The organism is Trichocoleus desertorum AS-A10, from assembly GCF_039962155.1.
Taxonomy (GTDB): domain Bacteria; phylum Cyanobacteriota; class Cyanobacteriia; order FACHB-46; family FACHB-46; genus Trichocoleus.
Window position 1 is genome coordinate 1 of record NZ_JAMPKN010000023.1, and the last position, 18,967, is coordinate 18,967.

At 47.5% G+C, this 18,967-nt stretch carries 21 protein-coding genes and 1 pseudogene; 14 read left to right on the forward strand and 8 right to left on the reverse strand.

All coding sequences use genetic code 11. From position 1 onward, the window contains the following. Positions 1 to 169, forward strand: a 169-nt coding sequence (locus tag NDA01_RS22295) for an IS1 family transposase (protein ID WP_348229742.1), incomplete at its 5' end; no start/stop codon positions are given. A 77-nt stretch (positions 170 to 246) separates the two neighbouring features. Continuing rightward, positions 247 to 396, forward strand: a pseudogene (locus tag NDA01_RS22300) (transposase); the annotation flags it as partial. Positions 397 to 603: 207 nt separating this feature from the next. Here NDA01_RS22300 and NDA01_RS22305 read toward each other — a convergent pair. Together NDA01_RS22305 and NDA01_RS22310 are read right to left on the reverse strand one after the other, a co-directional pair. Further along, positions 604 to 774, reverse strand: a complete 171-nt coding sequence (locus NDA01_RS22305) for a hypothetical protein (RefSeq protein WP_348229689.1) — start codon at positions 772 to 774, stop codon at positions 604 to 606. A 61-nt stretch (positions 775 to 835) separates the two neighbouring features. Next, positions 836 to 1,237, reverse strand: a complete 402-nt coding sequence (locus NDA01_RS22310; RefSeq protein WP_190442418.1) for a four-helix bundle copper-binding protein — start codon at positions 1,235 to 1,237, stop codon at positions 836 to 838. 690 nt (positions 1,238 to 1,927) lie between these two features. Between NDA01_RS22310 and NDA01_RS22315 the strand changes: the two genes are divergently transcribed. Together NDA01_RS22315 and NDA01_RS22320 are read left to right on the forward strand one after the other, a co-directional pair. After that, entirely contained in the window at positions 1,928 to 2,941 is a 1,014-nt protein-coding gene (locus tag NDA01_RS22315; RefSeq protein ID WP_348229690.1) for a sulfate/molybdate ABC transporter ATP-binding protein, read from the forward strand. Between the two features lie 84 nt (positions 2,942 to 3,025). Next, entirely contained in the window at positions 3,026 to 3,898 is an 873-nt protein-coding gene (locus NDA01_RS22320; RefSeq protein WP_190554849.1) for a prohibitin family protein, read from the forward strand. On the opposite strand, the gene NDA01_RS22325 is transcribed toward NDA01_RS22320, so the two are convergent. Beyond that, a complete protein-coding gene (locus NDA01_RS22325; RefSeq protein WP_190442425.1) occupies positions 3,895 to 4,812 on the reverse strand; it encodes a LysR substrate-binding domain-containing protein in 918 nt (305 codons plus the stop codon). The genes NDA01_RS22320 and NDA01_RS22325 overlap by 4 nt on opposite strands. A 379-nt stretch (positions 4,813 to 5,191) precedes the next feature. Here NDA01_RS22325 and NDA01_RS22330 point away from each other — a divergent pair, with 379 nt between their 5' ends. From NDA01_RS22330 to NDA01_RS22350, 5 genes are all read left to right on the forward strand, one after another. Beyond that, complete coding sequence (locus NDA01_RS22330) at positions 5,192 to 6,673, forward strand: APC family permease (protein WP_348229691.1); 1,482 nt, start codon at positions 5,192 to 5,194, stop codon at positions 6,671 to 6,673. 81 nt (positions 6,674 to 6,754) lie between these two features. After that, complete coding sequence (locus NDA01_RS22335; protein ID WP_348229692.1) at positions 6,755 to 7,522, forward strand: cadmium resistance transporter; 768 nt, start codon at positions 6,755 to 6,757, stop codon at positions 7,520 to 7,522. Positions 7,523 to 7,543: 21 nt separating this feature from the next. Further along, positions 7,544 to 8,209 carry a cadmium resistance transporter gene (locus tag NDA01_RS22340; protein WP_348229693.1) on the forward strand — a complete coding sequence of 222 codons (666 nt, stop codon included), beginning with the start codon at positions 7,544 to 7,546 and terminating at the stop codon, positions 8,207 to 8,209. A gap of 98 nt (positions 8,210 to 8,307) precedes the next feature. Next, the gene (locus NDA01_RS22345; protein ID WP_348229694.1) at positions 8,308 to 8,934 is read left to right on the forward strand and encodes a hypothetical protein; all 627 of its coding nucleotides are present in this window, start codon (positions 8,308 to 8,310) and stop codon (positions 8,932 to 8,934) included. Positions 8,935 to 9,095: 161 nt separating this feature from the next. Then, positions 9,096 to 9,524, forward strand: coding sequence for a YidH family protein (locus NDA01_RS22350; RefSeq protein WP_190442434.1), 429 nt, complete (start codon positions 9,096 to 9,098; stop codon positions 9,522 to 9,524). An 11-nt stretch (positions 9,525 to 9,535) separates the two neighbouring features. Here NDA01_RS22350 and NDA01_RS22355 read toward each other — a convergent pair whose 3' ends face one another. From NDA01_RS22355 to NDA01_RS22365, 3 genes are all read right to left on the reverse strand, one after another. Continuing rightward, a complete protein-coding gene (locus NDA01_RS22355) occupies positions 9,536 to 10,294 on the reverse strand; it encodes a phosphatase PAP2 family protein (protein WP_348229695.1) in 759 nt (252 codons plus the stop codon). A 51-nt stretch (positions 10,295 to 10,345) separates the two neighbouring features. Beyond that, positions 10,346 to 11,143: a sulfite exporter TauE/SafE family protein gene (locus NDA01_RS22360; RefSeq protein WP_348229696.1), complete on the reverse strand. Its 798-nt coding sequence runs from the start codon at positions 11,141 to 11,143 to the stop codon at positions 10,346 to 10,348. A gap of 306 nt (positions 11,144 to 11,449) precedes the next feature. Beyond that, positions 11,450 to 11,959, reverse strand: coding sequence for a DUF7980 family protein (locus tag NDA01_RS22365; RefSeq protein WP_348229697.1), 510 nt, complete (start codon positions 11,957 to 11,959; stop codon positions 11,450 to 11,452). Positions 11,960 to 12,170: 211 nt separating this feature from the next. Here NDA01_RS22365 and cysK point away from each other — a divergent pair, with 211 nt between their 5' ends. Then, a complete protein-coding gene (gene cysK, locus NDA01_RS22370) occupies positions 12,171 to 13,130 on the forward strand; it encodes a cysteine synthase A (protein WP_190554856.1) in 960 nt (319 codons plus the stop codon). Positions 13,131 to 13,232: 102 nt separating this feature from the next. Next, complete coding sequence (locus NDA01_RS22375; RefSeq protein ID WP_348229698.1) at positions 13,233 to 13,775, forward strand: cupin domain-containing protein; 543 nt, start codon at positions 13,233 to 13,235, stop codon at positions 13,773 to 13,775. Positions 13,776 to 13,867: 92 nt separating this feature from the next. Here NDA01_RS22375 and NDA01_RS22380 read toward each other — a convergent pair whose 3' ends face one another. Both NDA01_RS22380 and NDA01_RS22385 read right to left on the reverse strand, forming a co-directional pair. Beyond that, positions 13,868 to 14,323: an RrF2 family transcriptional regulator gene (locus tag NDA01_RS22380; protein ID WP_242017149.1), complete on the reverse strand. Its 456-nt coding sequence runs from the start codon at positions 14,321 to 14,323 to the stop codon at positions 13,868 to 13,870. 233 nt (positions 14,324 to 14,556) lie between these two features. Continuing rightward, on the reverse strand, positions 14,557 to 15,834 hold the full coding sequence (locus tag NDA01_RS22385) for a tetratricopeptide repeat protein (protein WP_348229699.1): 1,278 nt from the start codon (positions 15,832 to 15,834) through the stop codon (positions 14,557 to 14,559). A gap of 352 nt (positions 15,835 to 16,186) precedes the next feature. Between NDA01_RS22385 and NDA01_RS22390 the strand changes: the two genes are divergently transcribed. The 3 genes from NDA01_RS22390 to ssuE all read left to right on the forward strand — a co-directional run bounded on the left by NDA01_RS22390 (position 16,187) and on the right by ssuE (position 18,950). After that, positions 16,187 to 16,987: a PhnD/SsuA/transferrin family substrate-binding protein gene (locus NDA01_RS22390; protein WP_348229700.1), complete on the forward strand. Its 801-nt coding sequence runs from the start codon at positions 16,187 to 16,189 to the stop codon at positions 16,985 to 16,987. A 216-nt stretch (positions 16,988 to 17,203) separates the two neighbouring features. Continuing rightward, a complete protein-coding gene (gene ssuD / locus NDA01_RS22395; RefSeq protein ID WP_348229701.1) occupies positions 17,204 to 18,367 on the forward strand; it encodes an FMNH2-dependent alkanesulfonate monooxygenase in 1,164 nt (387 codons plus the stop codon). A 19-nt stretch (positions 18,368 to 18,386) separates the two neighbouring features. Further along, positions 18,387 to 18,950: an NADPH-dependent FMN reductase gene (gene ssuE / locus NDA01_RS22400; RefSeq protein ID WP_348229702.1), complete on the forward strand. Its 564-nt coding sequence runs from the start codon at positions 18,387 to 18,389 to the stop codon at positions 18,948 to 18,950. Positions 18,951 to 18,967 lie beyond the last annotated feature (17 nt).

Below are 18,967 nucleotides of genomic sequence, written 5' to 3' on the forward strand. Positions count from 1 at the left end.
CTACCCGGTTGCACTGCTGAGCCAGCGGCACCGAGCCGTTGGTAAGGAGACAGGGTTGACGAGCTATATTGAGCGGTTCAACAACACGTTACGACAACGAATCTCTCGCCTAGTGAGGAAAACATTGTCCTTCTCCAAAAAGCTCGACAATCATGTTGGAGCCATCTAAACGAAATGATCAGAACCAAGTTGTCATGTTGTTGAGATAACCTAATTTTTCTACATCCTTTACAAAATTGCACTACCCAAGAGGCAATTGAAGCCGTGGGAGCAAAGGTGGTGTTTTTACCTCCTTATTCTCCTGACCTCTCACCCATTGAATTATGTTGGTCGAAACTCAAGCAACTTTTACGTTCAGCGAAGGCTCGAACTCATGAAGCACTGGATCAAGCGTTAACGCGAATTATCAACGAGTATATTTCCGAGGAGGATGTCTTGGGTTGGTTCGCTCACTGTGGTTTATCCATCTGATAACCGCTGTAAGTTTAATTCTGGCTAGCTGCTTACCGTTCTTATGGGTGTGAATGGATTGACATTAGCGGTGCCTATACTCTAGAGCGTTTTAAGTTTAATTCTGGCCAGCTACTTACTATTCCCTGTAGTCTACAGGGTGAGAAGCGAAGATTGAGGATCTATTCGTATTACCGAAGGCCAGAGAGTTTGGGTTAAGTTCAAAATCAGCCATAGACGATGCTGATTTGAGGAAAGAAAACTATAGCGCTTGGCGATCGCCGAACCCGATCGCCAAGCGCTATAGTTTTCTTTCCTGGCCACACTCCTAACAGCTGCCAAGAGCCGATGGTTGACACGAGACAAATTTTTCAGAGACAACTAATTAGGATACTGCTTCAACTTCCAGATTAGCTCTACGGAAGTAAGCAGCGGACATTAAACCGATCGCTTTGCAATGCTCAGCGCACTTGCGGAAAATGGCAGCGTACTCTGTCATTTTGTCATCATGCATTTCGTCGCAAGCGATCGCGCACTTGAAGCACATCTCGGCGCAAAGCTGGCAGGTTCTACCTGCAAACTCAGAACCATCGGCAATCATGTTGATGCACATCATTGTCATCTCAGCACAATCGCGAAGCATAGACATCATCGAAACATCGATGTACTTACAGCTTCTATCTGAGCAGTAAGTCATGACTTCTAAGCACATGTTGTGGCAATCGGTGCAAACTTCGATACAGACTTTTAGCTCAGTTAATTCAGTATTCATAGAATCAGTCATCATATTTACCTCTATATTCTTTTGAGATAAGGACAATTGCTTTGGGTGCTTATTTAGAAGCGTATTCCTACCTTCTCAGCAAAGTCAATGGAGATGCTAAACCCCCCATTTAGAAGGCCAGAATGCCGCTCCATTTACCGGGAATTGCTGCCTCTATCCCAGAAATTCACCGGAGATTAAGGGGGATTAGAAGCTAAGGGAGCCAGAAATCTTTATAGGGGCTTGGCAAATAGGGCTCTGCAAATCACGCTGATTTAGTGATCATTCTGGCCTCTCGGGCTGCCTCTCGGACTCATAGACGAATCTGGCCTTAGATTTACTTTAAAAATTTTGAGAACAGCAGGAAATTATATAGATAAGTAACTTTATAAGAAGTTGTAGTGGGATTTGGTGAAACGCAGAATTAAGAACCCTTTCAGGCGTTTTAGGAGTCATTTCAGGTTTTTAGGCAGACTAAGAAGTATGACGAAACTCGTAGTTGTATCAGCGGCTTATGTCAGGAAAACCTGACAATTCATTGTTTTATAACTCTTAAACAGTTCCAGGTAGCTTAGGTGTTGAGTCTAGCGGCAGAGTTCGGTGGCTCTACCTTTTGGTTGGCTACCAAAACTAAAGGTAGCCTTATGCTTGTATAAAATACGTTAACTCGATAGACTAACCGTATTTTGTAAGTTGGGTTTCGGGAGAGTTGTCGTGGGTATTTCTGTTCAAAACGTTGACAAGCATTTTAGCTCCTTTCACGCGATCGATAATGTGAGCCTGAATATTGAGACAGGGTCCTTAGTTGCTCTTCTAGGTCCTTCGGGGTCTGGTAAATCAACTTTGCTACGGATGATTGCTGGATTGGAGCAACCTGACTCTGGAGAAATTTTTTTGACTGGCGAAAATGCCACCTACCGCTCAGTCCAGGACCGGGGAATTGGTTTTGTATTTCAGCATTACGCGCTGTTTAAGCACCTAACCATTCGGCAGAACATTGCTTTCCCGTTAGAAATTCGTAAAGCTAAGCCTAGCCAAATTCGTCATCGGGTTGAGGAACTACTGAACTTGGTGCAATTACGAGGGTTGGGCGATCGCTATCCTTCTCAGCTTTCCGGGGGTCAACGGCAGCGGGTGGCGCTAGCACGGGCATTGGCAGTTCAACCCAAAGTTTTGCTGTTAGATGAACCTTTTGGGGCTCTGGATGCAAAAGTTCGTAAGGAACTGCGGACTTGGCTACGGAAACTGCATAACGAGGTCCATGTGACCACTGTGTTTGTCACCCATGATCAAGAAGAAGCGATGGAAGTGGCTGATCAGATTGTGGTCATGAACGAAGGTCGGATTGAACAAGTTGGTAGCGCGGCAGAGCTTTATGATTCGCCAGCGTCTCCTTTTGTGATGAGTTTCATTGGTCCGGTGAATGTGCTCCCCGCGAATGCTGGCATCTTACCAAGAAACCAAGGCATACAAGGCGATCGCGTCTTTTTACGGCCTCATGATTTGGTGATCCGCTCCTATGCCACTGAGGATACAGTGCCTGCCAAGATTGAGCGGATTGTTCACCTAGGTTGGGAAGTTCAGGTGGAGTTAATGTTGCCTTCAGGTCGGGGGGTAACGGCTTACTTGGCGCGGGAAGACTTTGACAAACTGAACCTAGAACGGCACCAAGATGTCCATATCATCCCTAAGCAAGTGAAAACTTTTCCAGAGTATTCGTTGAATTAAGTAGATAGCTGTGAATAGCTTCTAATCTCTTGATGGGCTCACCCTTGCAACTACTCTTTGTCCGGACTTTAATTTTGTCTTGCTATGACCTTGGAATCTGCCCCCCCTCTTCAAAATGCTAAGCCAGCTACCAAGAAAAATAAAGATGCGTATGTTGCTAGTAGAGTTCTGATCGCTGTTCTGTTAGCAGCTTTGCTTTCTACTTTCTTTGTCATTGTCAATGCAGGAGAGCGGGGGGTGCTGATGCAGTTTGGCAGGGTGCAAGAACCTGTGTTGGGGGAAGGAATTCATCTGATTGTTCCTGGCATTAATACCGTTAAGAAGCTGAGTGTGCGAGTGCAAAATCAGGAAATCTCTGCTGAAGCTTCTTCCAAGGATCTGCAAGATGTTTATACTGATGTCGCCCTCAACTGGCATATTATCCCTGAGGAGGTGGACAAAATTTTTCAACAAATCGGGGATGAAGCGACAGTTGTTACGACGATCATTAACCCTGCCGTCGAAGAGGTGCTGAAAGCAGTAGTGGCAATGTACACAGCCGAGGAAGTAATTACGAAACGGGGAGAGGTCAAAGCGGCAGTGGACCAGGCTCTGACAACGCGATTAGGCACTTATCACATTGCAGTTGATGACATCTCTCTGGTGCATGTACATTTCTCTAAGCGGTTTAGCAATGCGGTGGAGGCTAAACAAGTGGCAGAGCAAGAAGCCAAACGAGCAGAATTTGTGGCTCTCAAGGCAGCTAGAGAAGCAAAAGCTAAGGTAAATTTAGCCAAAGGAGAAGCAGAAGCCCAGAACTTGCTGCGAGAGGGTTTAACCCCAGAGTTATTACAAAAGCAGGCGATCGAGAAATGGAATGGCAATCTCCCTCTGATTATGGGAGATGATGGTTCCTCCAAACTCCTCGATTTGAAGCAACTGGTTAAATTGGGTAAGCAACGCTTAAATCCTGATTAACCCTTTAACATTTGCTCAAAAGCGATCGCAATTTGGGTTTGAAACCGCTGTTGGTGTTTCAGTTTCAGCACGGGTTGAATAATTTCCAGAATGGAGCCTGCACCTTTGCGACTATTGGTGATCTGTACTGCTTGGAGGGTAGAGAGTTCGATCTCTTTTCTCACCATGAGTTCTGGGATCGCAGCGGCCCCTACTCCGCTCTCCACCACCGCTTTGACCATCTCGCTACTGCTTAGAACTAAAACTACATCTAGTTCACTGATCTCAATCCCCCAACTCTGTAGAGCTTGCTCAAACATCTGTTGAGCCCCCGAACCAGGCTCTCGCATGACCCAAGTGGTTTCGTTGAGTTCACGAACTGAGATTCTGGTGCGCTCAAACCAAGGGTGGGATTTGCCTACCACTACTTGCAGGCGATCGCTGCCAATAGCCTCCTCAGCTAAATAGCTTTTGAGCGCAGGTTTCACCTCACCGCTGACAATGCCTAAATCAAATAATCCGGTGGCTGTGCCTTCACAGATCTCTTCAGCATTAGCAAGGGTGCAAATGACGTTAATTCCTGGGTACTGACGCTTAAATTGACTAATTTTTCCTGGCAACCAGTAATTACCAATCGTCAAGCTTGAGCCTAGTTTCAACTCACCCCGTTGAAGGTTATTCAATTCCCGTAAACCGCGTTCAGTTAAAGCGACTTGCTCCAGAATCTTTTGCGCTTCTTCCTGGAGTAGCTTGCCTGCCTCCGTAATTTCCACGCGCCGACCAATGCGATGGAAGAGTTTGACACTGTACTCTGTTTCTAAGCTTTGGACGGCGGCACTGACTGCTGGTTGAGTGATGAAAAGTGCTTCAGCAGCGCGAGTAAAGTGTAATTGCTCAGCCACAGCCAAAAATATCCGTAATTGCTCCAGTGTCATAGTTGGCTTTTAACGCTCCCTGCTAGACGTTGTTAAGGAAAGTAAACTCCTAGAAATACCTTAAAAGCGATGGGTTCATCGGGGTTTGTCATCTTTAGCTTTATGCCTCTGCTGCTGTTGGTTCCAGGGGATCACAACAGCAGCTAGGATTTTGCAGTCTCTCAAAGCATTGGAGCAGATGAGCAGACATGAGCGATCTAGAGTTGATTACTTTTATTTATTAAACCAACAAAAAAGAACATTAGCTTCTATGGGTCTTCTTGACTAGAGTAAACATAGTGCTTTTGGCAATGCATCCTTGCTGAAGCAAAGCTCACCGGTCCCATCGGGAGTGGCCAAACTTCCAAGGATACATTTGCATACTGGGGGATTTGCATCCATGACTAGTGAATTTCAATCTGAGCAGAGTGCCCACGGCTTAAAGCCAAATTGCCTCTCCTTCGGTGAAGTGTTGGCCCAATCAGTTGCGGTCATTGCTCCCACTACCATCCCTGCCTCCAACTTAGGTTTGATTGTCGCGATCGCGGGAAATGGCACTTGGTTGAGTTTTCTGATTGGCATGATTGGGTTGATGTTTGTCAGCATTAACATCAATCAGTTTGCGAGTTGTTCCGCTTCTCCGGGTTCGTTATATTCTTACATTGCTAAAGGTTTAGGCCCAACGGCGGGTGTAATTTGCGGCTGGAGTTTGGTTCTCGCCTATTTGTTTACTGGTATGTCAGTGTTGTGTGGCTTCGCCAACTTCAGCACTATGTTACTGGGGCATTTGGGCATCCATCCTTCTAGCCTGACTTTATTAGCGATCGGCGCTGGGGTGGCCTGGTATGCAGCTTACAAAGATATTAAGCTTTCAGCAATGGCAATGTTGTGGCTAGAAGGAGTTTCCATTGCTCTCATCCTCCTCTTAGGCATTCTAATTTGGGCTCATGCAGGGTTTGCGATCGACTTCTCGCAACTGACGCTGCAAGGAGCGAAGCCAGGTGGAATCGCGATGGGGCTGGTTCTGGTGGTCTTTGGATTTTCTGGCTTTGAAAGCGCGACATCTTTAGGAGACGAAGCCAAGCGCCCGCTAAAGACCATCCCTAAGTCTGTGATGGGCAGCGCCATCTTAGCTGGGTTATTCTTCACCCTCATGAGTTACATCGAGATACTAGGTTTTAGTGGTACTTCCGCTTCCCTAGCTACGACTGAAGAACCTTTGGGCTATTTATCTAGACAACTTGGCTTGGGATTTTTGGGAGAGCTGATTGCAATTAGCGCCTTGTTTAGTTTCTTTACTTGCGTGCTAGGTAGTATTAACCCAGCAGCGAGAGTGTTTTTGACCATGTCCCGTCATGGCTTGTTCCCTGCTTCCCTAGGTGAGACTCACTCCTCCAACCAGACGCCCCATATTGCCATTACGATGTCGGCGCTTGTCATGTTTCTGGTTCCTGCCTGCCTATCCCTCTTCCATGTCAAATTATTCGACAGCATGGGTTATCTGGGAGCCATTTGTACCTATGGGTTCTTGACGGTATACATTCTCATATCGATCGCTGCTCCCGTATATCTCTATAAAATTCAAAAGCTCCGACCACGGGATGTACTGTTCTCAGTTCTGGGCGTTGGCTTCATGATGATCCCGGTCCTGGGGAGCGTCGGTGTTCCGGGTAGCCAGATTTTCCCAGTTCCCGAAGCTCCTTACGATGCCTTTCCTTATCTGTTCCTGCTCTATCTAACTGTGACTTGCGGCTGGTTTGTCATGCAAAGCCTCCGCTCTCCTCAAATTGTGCGAACGATGAAATCAAGGATTGAAGAGACGCATGCCAGGTTTGCTGTCCCTAGCCCTGTAGTCATCCCCTCGCTGACAGATGAAACCTAATTCTTCTGGGCACAACCCTGATTCCACAAAATTTATCTCTGAACTGATCTCTGTAGTAAAGACAATTAAGCGCTAATCAAGATGAACGAATTACTGACTGCATTGCCGACTGGGTTCACTGCCTTCACTGCTACGAATCTTGATGATATTTTGATCTTGCTCCTGTTCTTCTCCCAAGTAGATAGTGTGTTGCGACGACGGCACATCGTAGCAGGGCAATACCTAGGATTTGGGGTTCTCGTTTTAGCTAGCTTACCGGGTTTCTTTGGTAGCTTCTTATTCCCCCGCGATTGGGTGGGCCTACTAGGTCTCGTTCCAATCGCGATCGGTCTTAGCCGCTGGTTCAGTCAAGATGAGGCAGATGAGGCGGATGAGGAAATTACCCAGCCCACCGAGAAGTCTTGGCTAACTAGTTTTCTCTCTCCCCAAACCTATAGTGTGGCAGCAGTCACCTTTGCGAATGGCGGCGACAATGTGGGCATCTATATGCCTCTGTTTGCTAGTAGTAGTTGGGAAAGTTTGTTGGCTATTTTAGGTGTGTTCTTTACGTTAGTGGGGGCATGGTGCTACCTGGCTTACCGTCTGACTCAGGTGCCTGCGATCGCAGATGCCCTGACTCGATATGGAAACCAATTAGTTCCTTTTGTTCTAGTTGGGTTGGGAGCATTGATTCTAGTAGACAGCCGCACCTTAGAAAACCGAGGCTTGGCGGTGCTGGCTTTAGTAATGGGTGTTCTCTTCGTCACAACGCTGAGTCGGAATTCCATGCAATACTCGTCTGGTATTGCTGAATGCACAGCTCAGGCTGTCCCGATGCCGCAGGCGCACTCCCCAATTGAGCACAAGTAGTAGCCTTGCCGCAGGAGCATCATGAACTGGTTTGGACGAGCCGTGATTACCGGGGTTACTGCCTTTGCCGCCACCAATATTGATGACATTGTAATCCTGATGCTTTTTTTCTCTCAGGTAAATGCTAATTTTCGTCCCAAACATATCATCTGGGGTCAATATTTAGGATTCACGACGTTGATGATTGCCTGTCTTCCCGGTTTTCTAGGCGGTCTCGTCATTCCTAAAGCTTGGATTGGTTGCTTGGGTTTCGTACCCATTGTGATTGGCATCAGTCATTGGCTGAACCGAAAACAAAATGGAACTCAAGTCCAGACGGTCACAGATGAGTTGAGTTTAGAGAAAGCAGTTGCCTCAGGAGTGCCTAGCTACTTAGGTTTGCTTGTGCCTCAGGTCTACCATGTCGCTGCTGTGACATTGGCAAATGGGGGAGACAATATCGGGATTTATGTACCGTTGTTGGCGAGTAGCGATCCAGCCAGTTTAGCGGTTATCCTGAGCGTCTTTTTTGTCTTGGTTGGTGTTTGGTGCTACATCGCTGAGCGCTTAACTCGACAGCCAGCCGTAGCCCGCCTGCTCACGGCTTATGGTCAGGCGATCGTGCCTTTCGTGTTGATTGGACTGGGGCTTTACATCTTGGTTGAGAGCGGGACTTACCGTCTATTGCCAGCGTTTTCCTCCCCGTAGCTATCATCTGTTCCAACCCATCTAATCTCATAGATTTTCCATCTAAAGCAGCATGTAGCTGCTGGAAAACAGTTTAATTTCAAACTAAGGAGATCATCATGAAATTTTTCAGACTTGCGCTTTTAGCTTTGGCTTTGTTAGTGAGCTTAGCGATCGCTCCTCCGGCTTGGGCAGACCCTAACTTCACCAAGGGATCTGACTATGCTGAGGTGACTCAAGCCTTAGATGAACTTTTGCAAGCAAAGAACTCCCCCAATCAAGCAGGTTACAGGGGTGAGGAAGTTCAGCAGAAACTGGCTGATTTGCAATTTCAAAAGTATGTTTTAGAGACAGCAAAGGAACAGGCTCAGTGCCGGAATGAAACGGGAAGAACGATCGCCGTTTATGCCAGCAAACCCAAGAAATCTCCCACACCGCAACTTTACTTTTTAGGTAATGGTCAGGTCACAGATGATGATTGGAAATGCAGTGGCGTTTATCTTCCTAGCGGGGCTCAAGTCGCTTTAACTCCTAACGCTCAAGCGGAAGAGTTAGCAGAGCCGATCGCCTTTAAAATTGTAGATGGCACTCAGTTGATCGCTAAGAGCAATCCAAACAGTGGTGTACTTGAGTTTAATGTTTCTCCGGCCAAAGTGTTTACAGCTAGCGAACCTGGTTGGTCCATTCCAAATCTGTCTCTAGCAGATATTGGAGCCACCGCTCCTAATGCTCCAATTGAAGACTAAACCTTGATGGCATACTAGCTAAACTAAGCTGCTGACCTGAACGCCCAGTACAAGAATGGTGTCTTAAACCAACACATTAACTTGCTGGGCGTTCAGTCAAATGTTCTATAGTAAGGGACGCCGATCTATTACTGCGAATTGAGTTCAGGGAGACGCTATCGATGCAACTATTTAAATCCACTAAAACAGAAGGAGATGCCGAACCACCAAGACGGCTTAATCCTAATCGAGTCCGGGATCACCTAGCTAACGAGCGCACTTACCTAGCTTGGATGCGAAGTGCGATCGCCTTGATGGGTTTTGGTGTGCTGATTGTCCGTTTGCGAATTCTGCGTCCACCGCTCGCCCCCCAACCGCCTGGTAACGGCTGGAAGCTAGGTTTAGCCTTCTCTGCGGCAGGGCTGTTGATGGTGTTGCTTTCAGCTCAACATTATTTTACTGTGCGCCGAGATATTGAAGAAGATACTTATGCGCCCCCAGACCGCTGGGTGATTTTGTCCACCCTGGTGATCGTCATCTTGGGGGCTGGAGTCATCTATTATGTGTTTACAATTCCGCTAGAATCATTGGGTAGTGTGATCGTCGAATAACGAGTGGCAACTTACTCCTGTGTCGCTGACACTTCGTTGTTTTCAGGACTTAAAGTTTCTGGGTTCAACTTGGCTAAGTGAGGCTTGACGACTAAACTGACGGCGATCGCCCAAGCAATGGAAACCATCCACCCCGCTACAATATCGCTCGGATAGTGAACCCCTAAGTACAACCGTGTCCAAGCGATCGCCACGACAAATAAACTGCCCAAGGTAGTCACCCAACCACACCAACGACTGCCCCAAGTTAAAACAACTAAGGATGCTACAAAAGCCATACTAGCCATCGCATGACCGCTGGGGAAAGCGAATTCTGGTTCTGGGGGAAAAGTAGAGTCCCATAGGTGGGGGCGTACTCGATGCAGTAGCTCCTTGGCAGTACGGTTAATCAGCATGGCTCCTGGTAACGTGATCAGGAGATAAATCAGCGATCGCCAGCGCTTCAAGAAAAACATTGCCATCACCAGAGCTGTAGAGACGGGAAACACTCCCCAGCGCGTGCCAAACTGAGTTAAGGTCAGGGCCAGCGAGTCCAAGTTGGCTTGTGCTGTAGAATGAATCGCCAGCAAAATAGAGACATCCCAAGGTAGGCCACCTTCTTGCAGTTGAATCTGGCCCGCCAAAAGGATAGCAAGCTGTAATGGCAAAAAGACTCCTAGAAAAAGTAATAGGAGCGATCGCCAATGGGTGCTCAACCATAGTTGAACAAAACGACCAAAAGTTTGCAGAAGTTTGCCAAAGTTAGATGATAAAGCTCTTTGAGAAGACATGGAAGGATAAAAAGATGGATTCTAAGATGAACAACTAAACCTAAGGATACTTTAGACCTGATGGGCTAGCTTCCAACTCACCATGACTAAAACCATGTACACAACAAACCGCAGGGCGCGTTGTGGTGCGAGTTGGCAAAGTTTAGTCCCTACTAAAACGCCCGGTAATGATCCTATCCATATCGGGATTACCAAGCTCCAGTCAACTGTCCCTAGGGTGAGGTGTCCTAAAGCAGTAAAGCTTAAGAGAATGGCTGCTTGAGCTAAATCAGTGCCAACTAGCTTGCGAGCATCTAAGCGGAAGAAGGCAATCAGTGCTAGGGCAAACATGGAGCCGGAGGAGACACTGGTTAAACCCACCACACAACCCAAGATGGCTCCGATCGCGATCGCCGCCGCTCGTCCTAAGGTCGTTTCTAAATCGATCTTAGGTAAAGAAGGGTATTTTAAGCCGGGTACAAAGGACAGCAATAACAGTTGTACGAGCGCTGCTACAGTAACCATTAAGATGGCCACTCCGATCAACCGCAGCAAAATAGCGTCTAAATTGAATTCCCCGATATGCCTCAGCCAGTGCAGGATACCAACCCCTGTTAAGGCACCAGGCACACTTCCGATCGCCAACCATTTTACGACTGTTGCATCCAGGGTTTGTTGCTGCCAGTGCCGAACGCCTCCGGTGACTTTCATTAACGTTGCAGCAACCACATCAGAACTGACTGCAATGGAAGCTGGAACCTGAAAGACAAAGATCAGCATGGGGGTAATCAGAGAAGCTCCTCCAATTCCAGTTAAACCCACTACAATTCCCACAAAAAAACTCAGGCATGATAGTAGAGGGTAATTCATACTGTGGCCTTAGGATACATAGTTAAAAACAAAAGCTTTTCAAAAGCTACGTCTTCTGTGTCAGGCCTACTTGTTAGCCTTCATCACGCCTACCTGTTAGACATAGCCATTTTGCATAGATAGCTGAGGTGATGAACATAGCGCTCAGCAACAGTTTTCTAGCTTGGTCAGCGAACGAGAAGAAGATGCTTTCGGTGTCAAAAATCCTGGTAGATGCTAGGTAGATGCTGTGCTTGACCTTGAATCAGCTGCAATTTCTCAAGGCAATACAGACAAGTCGATACGAAGCGGTATCAAAGTTATCAGTTAACTTTTTAATGTCACTAGTTGTAAAAGTGAACTGAGGTCAATCGACTTTAGATCAGAAAAAATGGCTGGAACATCTAAAATTTTCAGTTGCACCAGGGCCAAAATGACTAGAGTGTAAACTGTTGAAGAACCGATACCCATCAACAATTCTTTTTTTAAGTTCTGCTCTTTTGGCTGCTCTTGGAGCATATCGGCTGTGCCTAGTTGCATCAATAAAATACCAATAATATTGGAGAGCCAATATCCGGCGATCAAGCCAGGAGTAAATAATTTTTCAGCGAACAGACTGCAAACATAACCAAAGAAGTAGGCAACTGGTAGGTTAAACACCAAGTCATTCCACCAACAGAGGGGAGACAATAGGTATCCGATCAAAATTAGAAAGCCGCCTCGTAACTTTTTGGGCGTAATTCCTTTGAGTTTTTCCTGAACAGTTTGCCAAAACACCTCTGGAGTGGCGTCTTGTTGCTGATCAGGCTGCTCGCTGGCCTCGTTGAGATTATGCATACAAACTACGGCATCTTGATAAACTTACAGTATTTTACATGCTGATGGCTTAATCACGCAAACTCGATAGGATTACCGTGTTTTTAAGGGCTCAGTAAAGCTTTAGTTGTTATACTACTTTTACCTGCCTAAAGTACGGTAAGCCGATAGGTTTACGGTTACTTCTGTTCAAGGTGCATTTGCTCGTCTAGCCCTAGGTCTATCAGAATCCATGCAAATTGCTCGTGATATTACCTGCCTGATCGGTCAGACTCCTTTAGTGCAGCTCAATCATATTCCTCAAGCCGAAGGTTGTGTGGCTCGAATTGCTGTGAAACTAGAAGGTCTGAATCCCTCGTCTTCTGTCAAAGACCGCATTGGTATTGGCATGATTCAAGCGGCGGAAGCAGAAGGGCTGATTCATCCGGGCAAGTCAGTTTTAGTAGAGCCTACATCGGGCAATACAGGCATTGCCTTGGCTATGGTAGCTGCGGCTAAAGGCTATCGCTTGATCTTGACCATGCCAGAAATGATGAGTCTGGAGCGGCAACTAATGCTGAAAGGCTATGGAGCCGAACTGGTACTCACCCCAGCCACCGAGGGGATGCAAGGGGCGATCGCGAAAGCAGAAGCCATTGTTGCTAGCCTTCCCGACGCTTTTATGCCACAGCAATTTCGCAATTCTGCTAATCCTCAGGTTCATCGAGAAACCACGGCTGAAGAAATTTGGGCAGATACAGAAGGGGAAGTCGATATTTTTATGGCGGGGGTCGGAACGGGTGGCACCATTACAGGCGTTGCGGAAGTGCTGAAGCCTCGCAAATCAGGGCTACAGGTGATCGCCGTCGAACCTGTCAATAGTGCGGTTCTCACAGGTGGTGCTCCCGGAGAGCACAAGATTCAAGGAATCGGGGCAGGGTTTATTCCCCCAGTCTTGCGCCTAGAACTGATTGATGAAGTCCTGCAAGTTTCTGATGAAGCTGCGATCGCTTACAGTCGGAGATTAGCCCGCGAGGAAGGCATTTTGTCTGGCATTTCTACCGGAGCAATTTTGGCAGCAGCGATTCAAGTGGCTCAGCGCCCAGAAAATGCTGGACGGTTGATTGTGATGGTGCAGCCGAGCTTTGGGGAGCGCTATTTGAGTACTGCTTTATTTAAGGACTTGGAAGCAGAGACTTCGGAATACAGCTAAATGCTACCAAAGCTTGACAATCCCCGGTTTGCCTACAGGGAAATGATTGTATCCCAATCTGAAGTCGCCTATACTTTTTGAAAGTAAATTAATTCCTCTGTAATGGCGATCCTACAGCTAAGCAACGGCAAAGTTTGCGGTAATTCTAGTGAGATTGTTCGTGAACTTGCTCTTTTTAACGTTCAGCTCCAGCACTACAGCTTAGAAGCTCCGCAACACTGGGCCGATTTACTAGCTGAGGATGTTCTACCAGACCTGGAAAAGCGTCAAATCTTGGAGCTCTGCGATCGCCAACTTGGATCGCTGAAGCAAGAAACTAGCTATCTCTGGTCTGACCTACTGGTGTTTCACCCTGGCTCCTCTCAGCTCCACAGCATCAGCACCTACAACCGATACCACACACACAAGGCTCCAGAAGCGCTTTACATATTGTCAGGAGAGGCAATTTTTAGCTTTATAGAGCTTGATGGTCAACAGGTACAGCTCCTAGTGCAGCCAGGAGACTACGTCCAAATTGCGGCTGGCGTAGAGCACTGGTTTAGTCCTACCGCTTCACTTGAGTTTAAGGCTGTCCGCTACTTTACCACTGTGGATGGTTGGGTGCCCCAGTACACCGAGTTGGGCGAGCTGAAGAAGCTACGCTAGTCAGCCTTCTTGTTTCTAACCTTGCTGAACGAGCCAAGGGAGGCGGTAGCCAGAAAGCAGTCTGGATTGCCCGCCAGAATTAAAGATTAAAGTTAGATATAGTACATCGGGTTTTTCTGTTTACGTGCATCTCGCTTCTGGACTAGATTTTGCAGCGTATAACGGCCTAAAACGGCTTGGGCTTGACCGCTCGCCTGCTCCCAGATTTCGCGCACGATGTCTCGCTCTATGGTTGGAGTCTCATTAGATTCTGTTTCTTTGCGATCGCCATCCACTAAAACGACGATCTCTAGCAATGTAACTTGCCAAGCTTCACGAGCGAGGGTGTACCCACCTCTAGAACCTCGCTGGCTCTGAACGATGCCCCCCCGGCGCAGACTAGTCAGAATTTGCTCGAGGTAACGATCGGGAATGGCTTGTCTGCCCGTAATTTCTCCGATTGTGAGAGGAGGAGCGCTAGCTGGATGACTGGCTAATTCCAATAGAGCTAGCAGCGCGTACTTGACTCTAGAAGACAGCCCCATTAGGGCGTAATTTTGACTATTCAAGTTCCTACTCGATTACTACGGTTTTCCGATAGGGTATTGCGACTTTATCGAAAATATCATAGAAACTACGACAAATCCATCGACTTACTGTATTTACTTCTCGGAAGGTTAAGCTAGATATGAATATCAAGATGCCAAAAGGCGTTTCAGCCTTATTTTGTATGACTCAGCGCTGACAGTTTCGCCTCGCTTAAATCACTGGCTTAAGGGTGAGCAGTGCCAAGCATGTCTAGTCAGGCAGTTTTGATCCTTAATGAGGGTGACCAAGATAAAGCAGCCATTTTAGACTCTGCCTCACTCCGCAATACTGCATCTTTATAAAGCTGATGGAATAGTTGCTGCTGAGCATGACTGCCACCAACAACCCACAATTTTGACAACACAGGTTTAAGATAGGCGATCGCCCCTTCCCAATCATTTCTAGCATGGGCAATCATTCCCTGCGCTGCCGGAAGAGTGATTACAGTCCAAATCCTGCGGGCTGTAGAGTCTAGCGTTTGAGCATAAGCAGTCATACTAGTGAACATTTCATGAACCAAGTCTGCTTGATTGGCTTTGGCTAAGGCATAAATATAGTGGAGGTCCTGGAAGGGCAGCGAGTGCTCATGTAGACGCGTCAATAGATGGGGGACTAAATTATCCCATCGTTCTTCAACAGGAACTGACTGGAACTCTAGACGCAGCAGTAAGGAGATCGCTCCAACCTGGTCTTTAGGAGAATCTCGGCGAGCTTTGCCCCAAATATGCTGATCGTAGAGGGACAAAACTTTAGTAGTCTCGCTCAATTGCCCATAGAAGAGCGCAACATGCCACCAGTTATGGGTGTAGAGCATAGAATTGCAATGCTCCCAGGTATCCGAAAGCTTCTCCATCCACTCAATTCCATCTACCACCCGCCCTTGTGTTTCCATCACGTGAGCAACGGCATGATGCGCCCAAGGATTGTTCCGCTTCAGGCGAGTGGCTTCGCGGGCGATCGCTTCTGCTTCCGGCAACTGATGGCATTGCTCCAACCCAAACGCGAGCATTGAAAGCAAATCTGGCTGGTTCGAATGAACTGGCAAAACTTTCTCGGCAATTTTCAGCAACCCAACTTTGTTGCCTCGATAAAAGTAGTGATATTGCCCCTGTTGTACAGAGATTAAATCTTGGGGATAGTCCTCAGCGATCGCTTCATGAACCGCGATCGCTGTATCAATAGCCCCTTTGGCCCAAGCTGCGATCGCCTGAATATAAAGCTGCTCCCGCTCGGTAGCTGACTGACTGTAAGTTTGGGCTGCTTGGAGATAAGGAATGGCTTGTTGCCGTGCGATCGCGCTTTCTTGAGACAAGTAGTGAGCTGCAGCGTACGCATTGGCAATTGCGCAGGTTGGATCGGCACTTAAGGCTTCGAAAATGGCGAGTTTTGCCTCTCGGCCATACTGTAGAGCTTGGTTAATAAAGGCATTAATAGCTGCGATCGCCACGAGCGAATGAGTCGTGACTTCTAATCCTTGAATATCTCGAAGCATTGTTACTCTCTCACACTACAAATCACCACACTGAAGCAGAGTTAGTAGCAAACACTAACTCTGGAAACAAAATCTACGGTAAGTCAGTCGGAATATAGTACTTTCTAGATTCAGTATTCCACAACTCTTCAACAAATGGCAAGATCAAACACCGATAAGTTGATAGGGTTATCGGTGTTTAATGATAGACTGCCCTCAAAGCTCGCCTGTCGCAGGGATGATGCAAAACGTCTATAGCAATCCCAAATGGGTTGTGAGAGGCAGCCCCTAGGAGCGTGCCTCTCACAACCCGCTAATCTCACACATAATTTAGGACAGCTATAGCGATTAGAGAAATATTTAAGGAATCAGTATGTTGCCTAGTCCCCTGAGAGCGGTTTCTTATTTGGCTCCAAATTTATTTTGGTTTTACCAGGCAGTGATTGCTTATTTAGAGCGAAGTTTAGATATCGAGATCTGCCTAGTGCAAGCTGAGTATGACCCACTCGCTGATCCAGCTTTGCTCCAGGATCAACTCGATATTGCTTTTATCTGTGGTCTCCCCTTTATTCGACATTATCAAGTTGCTCCTGCTCAGTTACAAGCAGTAGTCGCTCCGGTGATGCAAGCTGAACGCTATCAAAACCAGTCTGTCTATTTTGCAGATGTGATTGTAAATGCGGCTAGCGAAGTGAGGGCATTGGAGCAGTTGGCAGGCAAAACCTTTTGTTACAACGATCTTGGTTCTAACAGTGGTTACCATCTACTCTGGCATCGATTATTTCAAAAGCAATATTCACGAGCTTTTTTTAGCCAGACGGTGGCATCTGGTTCTCATGAGTATTCAATTCAATGGGTCGCCAAGAATAAGGTAGATTGTGCAGCGATCGATAGTACCGTTTTAGAGCAAGCAATACGAGATATCCCCGATTTATCTAATCAATTGCGAATTATTGAATCCATCGGCCCATGCCCCATGCCCCCCATGGTTGCAGCTCAGAGGCTGGGAAAGCCATTTCTTCAACAACTACAGGCACGTCTTCTCGATCCTGATTTAGACCTGCAATTACACATGCATCAGGCAGGCATTCACCGATTTGCAGTCATGGATTCACAGGCCTATCAACCAATCGCTCCCTCCATTTGCAGCTTCGGCACCTCAAGATACCATTGAAGTGCTTGCCTGCTGCTGCTTGGTAGCGCAAAAGGATGCAGTTGCAAGCTCGCTCGGAAAAAACAGAAAGGGGTTGATTGGCTCAGCTATCTATGCGATACTCCTGACCTATACGCTTAAACTACGGTTAATCGGTAGAGTAACTGTAGTTTATTGACTAGACAATTCAAAAGCTTCTAGCTCAGGCGGATTGTTTCACTTTCGTCAACGACTGCAATGCAAGTTCTTTGGTTTATTCCAACGCATGGAGACGGTCGCTACCTGGCAACAGCTGAAGGGGGGCGAACCACAGATTACCCCTATCTCAGGCAGATTGCTCAAGCAGTCGATCATCTAGGTTACACAGGGGCACTGCTGCCAACGGGACGATCTTGTGAAGATGCTTGGGTTGTGGCATCGACACTGGTTTCTCATACCCAGCGAATGCGCTTTCTAGTGGCAATTCGTCCAGGTCTGATGTCTCCGGGAGTTGCGGCTCGGATGGCAGCCACCTTCGATCGCCTATCGGGAGGGCGATTGTTGATTAATGTGGTGACAGGCGGTGACCCGGTCGAGTTGGCAGGCGATGGCGTACATCTCAGCCATGACGATCGCTACCGTTTGACTGATGAGTTTCTAACCGTGTGGCGGGCGACTTTAAAGGGAGAGGAATCTCATTTCAAAGGAGATTATCTGGATGTTCAGGGCAGCAAACTGCTGTTTCCGGCTATCCAGAAACCTTATCCGCCACTGTGGTTCGGCGGCTCATCTCCCATTGCTCAACAAATTGCTGCAAAGCATGTCGATGTCTACCTCACTTGGGGAGAACCGCCTGCTCAGGTGGCTGAGAAGATTGCGGCGGTGCGCCGACTGGCAGAAGTAGAGGGACGGACGCTGAAATTTGGCATTCGCTTGCATGTAATTGTGCGAGAAACCGAAAGTGCGGCCTGGGAGGCGGCTGAGCAGTTGATTCGGTATGTGGATGAATCTGCAATCGCCGCAGCTCAAAAAGCCTATGCTCGAATGGACTCGGAAGGCCAGCGCCGCATGACCCATCTGCATCATGGTAGTCGTGAAGCGCTGGAAATTAGCCCGAATTTATGGGCTGGAATTGGCCTGGTCAGAGGTGGGGCAGGGACAGCGTTGGTGGGCGACCCGGATACGGTGGCTGCTCGCATGCTGGAGTATGCCGAGTTGGGTATCGATACCTTTATCCTATCGGGCTATCCCCATCTGGAAGAGGCATACAGAACCGCAGAGTTGTTGTTTCCTTGGCTGCCCTTAGAAAATCAGCCTGCCACCCAACAGCATGTCATGTTTAGCCCCTTTGGTGAAATTGTGGCTAACGAAGTTGACCCCAAACAGTTAGATACTCAAACCACACTCGCAACTGTAGATTAATTAACGAGGTTTTGTCACTATGGCTTATGTTTTAGCGATCGCAGGTAGCCCTTCTCATCCTTCCCGCACTTACAGCTTGTTGGAGGATGCCACTCAGCGCCTACAACAGCAGGGTATTGAAACTGGGATTCTCTCGGTGCGCGACATTGCCGCTGAAGATTTAGCTTATGGTCGCTATGATAGTCCTGCTTTGGAACAACCCAAAGCCCTGATTGAGAAAGCGGATGGTTTAATCATCGCGACTCCCATCTACAAAGCTTCTTATACGGGAGTGTTGAAGGCATTTCTAGACCTGTTACCGCAGAAGGCACTAGTCGGAAAAGTAGTGCTGCCTTTAGCCACAGGAGGCACGCTCGCTCACTATCTCTCGATTGACTATTCCCTCAAACCTGTGCTGTCAGAGTTGGGTGCCCGGCGGTATATCAGCACAGTCTACGCAGTCGACAAGCAGATTCAGCGTTTGGAAGAGGGGGGTATTCAACTGGATGATGAAGTTGAGCAACGGCTGAATCTCTCCATCCAAGAGTTAGCGATCGCCGTAACTCAAGCTCAGGCAGCATCCAAAGAACTGGCTCCTGCATAGGATTGGATGAAAGATAA

Bases quoted from the DNA above. Each gene is read 5' to 3' on its own strand.
- NDA01_RS22310 (WP_190442418.1), bottom strand. From the start codon at position 1,237: ATGATGACTGATTCTATGAATACTGAATTAACTGAGCTAAAAGTCTGT.
- NDA01_RS22320 (WP_190554849.1), top strand. From the start codon at position 3,026: ATGACCTTGGAATCTGCCCCCCCTCTTCAAAATGCTAAGCCAGCTACC.
- NDA01_RS22325 (WP_190442425.1), bottom strand. From the start codon at position 4,812: ATGACACTGGAGCAATTACGGATATTTTTGGCTGTGGCTGAGCAATTA.
- NDA01_RS22330 (WP_348229691.1), top strand. From the start codon at position 5,192: ATGACTAGTGAATTTCAATCTGAGCAGAGTGCCCACGGCTTAAAGCCA.
- NDA01_RS22335 (WP_348229692.1), top strand. From the start codon at position 6,755: ATGAACGAATTACTGACTGCATTGCCGACTGGGTTCACTGCCTTCACT.
- NDA01_RS22340 (WP_348229693.1), top strand. From the start codon at position 7,544: ATGAACTGGTTTGGACGAGCCGTGATTACCGGGGTTACTGCCTTTGCC.
- NDA01_RS22345 (WP_348229694.1), top strand. From the start codon at position 8,308: ATGAAATTTTTCAGACTTGCGCTTTTAGCTTTGGCTTTGTTAGTGAGC.
- NDA01_RS22350 (WP_190442434.1), top strand. From the start codon at position 9,096: ATGCAACTATTTAAATCCACTAAAACAGAAGGAGATGCCGAACCACCA.
- NDA01_RS22355 (WP_348229695.1), bottom strand. From the start codon at position 10,294: ATGTCTTCTCAAAGAGCTTTATCATCTAACTTTGGCAAACTTCTGCAA.
- NDA01_RS22360 (WP_348229696.1), bottom strand. From the start codon at position 11,143: ATGAATTACCCTCTACTATCATGCCTGAGTTTTTTTGTGGGAATTGTA.
- NDA01_RS22365 (WP_348229697.1), bottom strand. From the start codon at position 11,959: ATGCATAATCTCAACGAGGCCAGCGAGCAGCCTGATCAGCAACAAGAC.
- cysK (WP_190554856.1), top strand. From the start codon at position 12,171: ATGCAAATTGCTCGTGATATTACCTGCCTGATCGGTCAGACTCCTTTA.
- NDA01_RS22375 (WP_348229698.1), top strand. From the start codon at position 13,233: ATGGCGATCCTACAGCTAAGCAACGGCAAAGTTTGCGGTAATTCTAGT.
- NDA01_RS22385 (WP_348229699.1), bottom strand. From the start codon at position 15,834: ATGCTTCGAGATATTCAAGGATTAGAAGTCACGACTCATTCGCTCGTG.
- NDA01_RS22390 (WP_348229700.1), top strand. From the start codon at position 16,187: ATGTTGCCTAGTCCCCTGAGAGCGGTTTCTTATTTGGCTCCAAATTTA.
- ssuD (WP_348229701.1), top strand. From the start codon at position 17,204: ATGCAAGTTCTTTGGTTTATTCCAACGCATGGAGACGGTCGCTACCTG.
- ssuE (WP_348229702.1), top strand. From the start codon at position 18,387: ATGGCTTATGTTTTAGCGATCGCAGGTAGCCCTTCTCATCCTTCCCGC.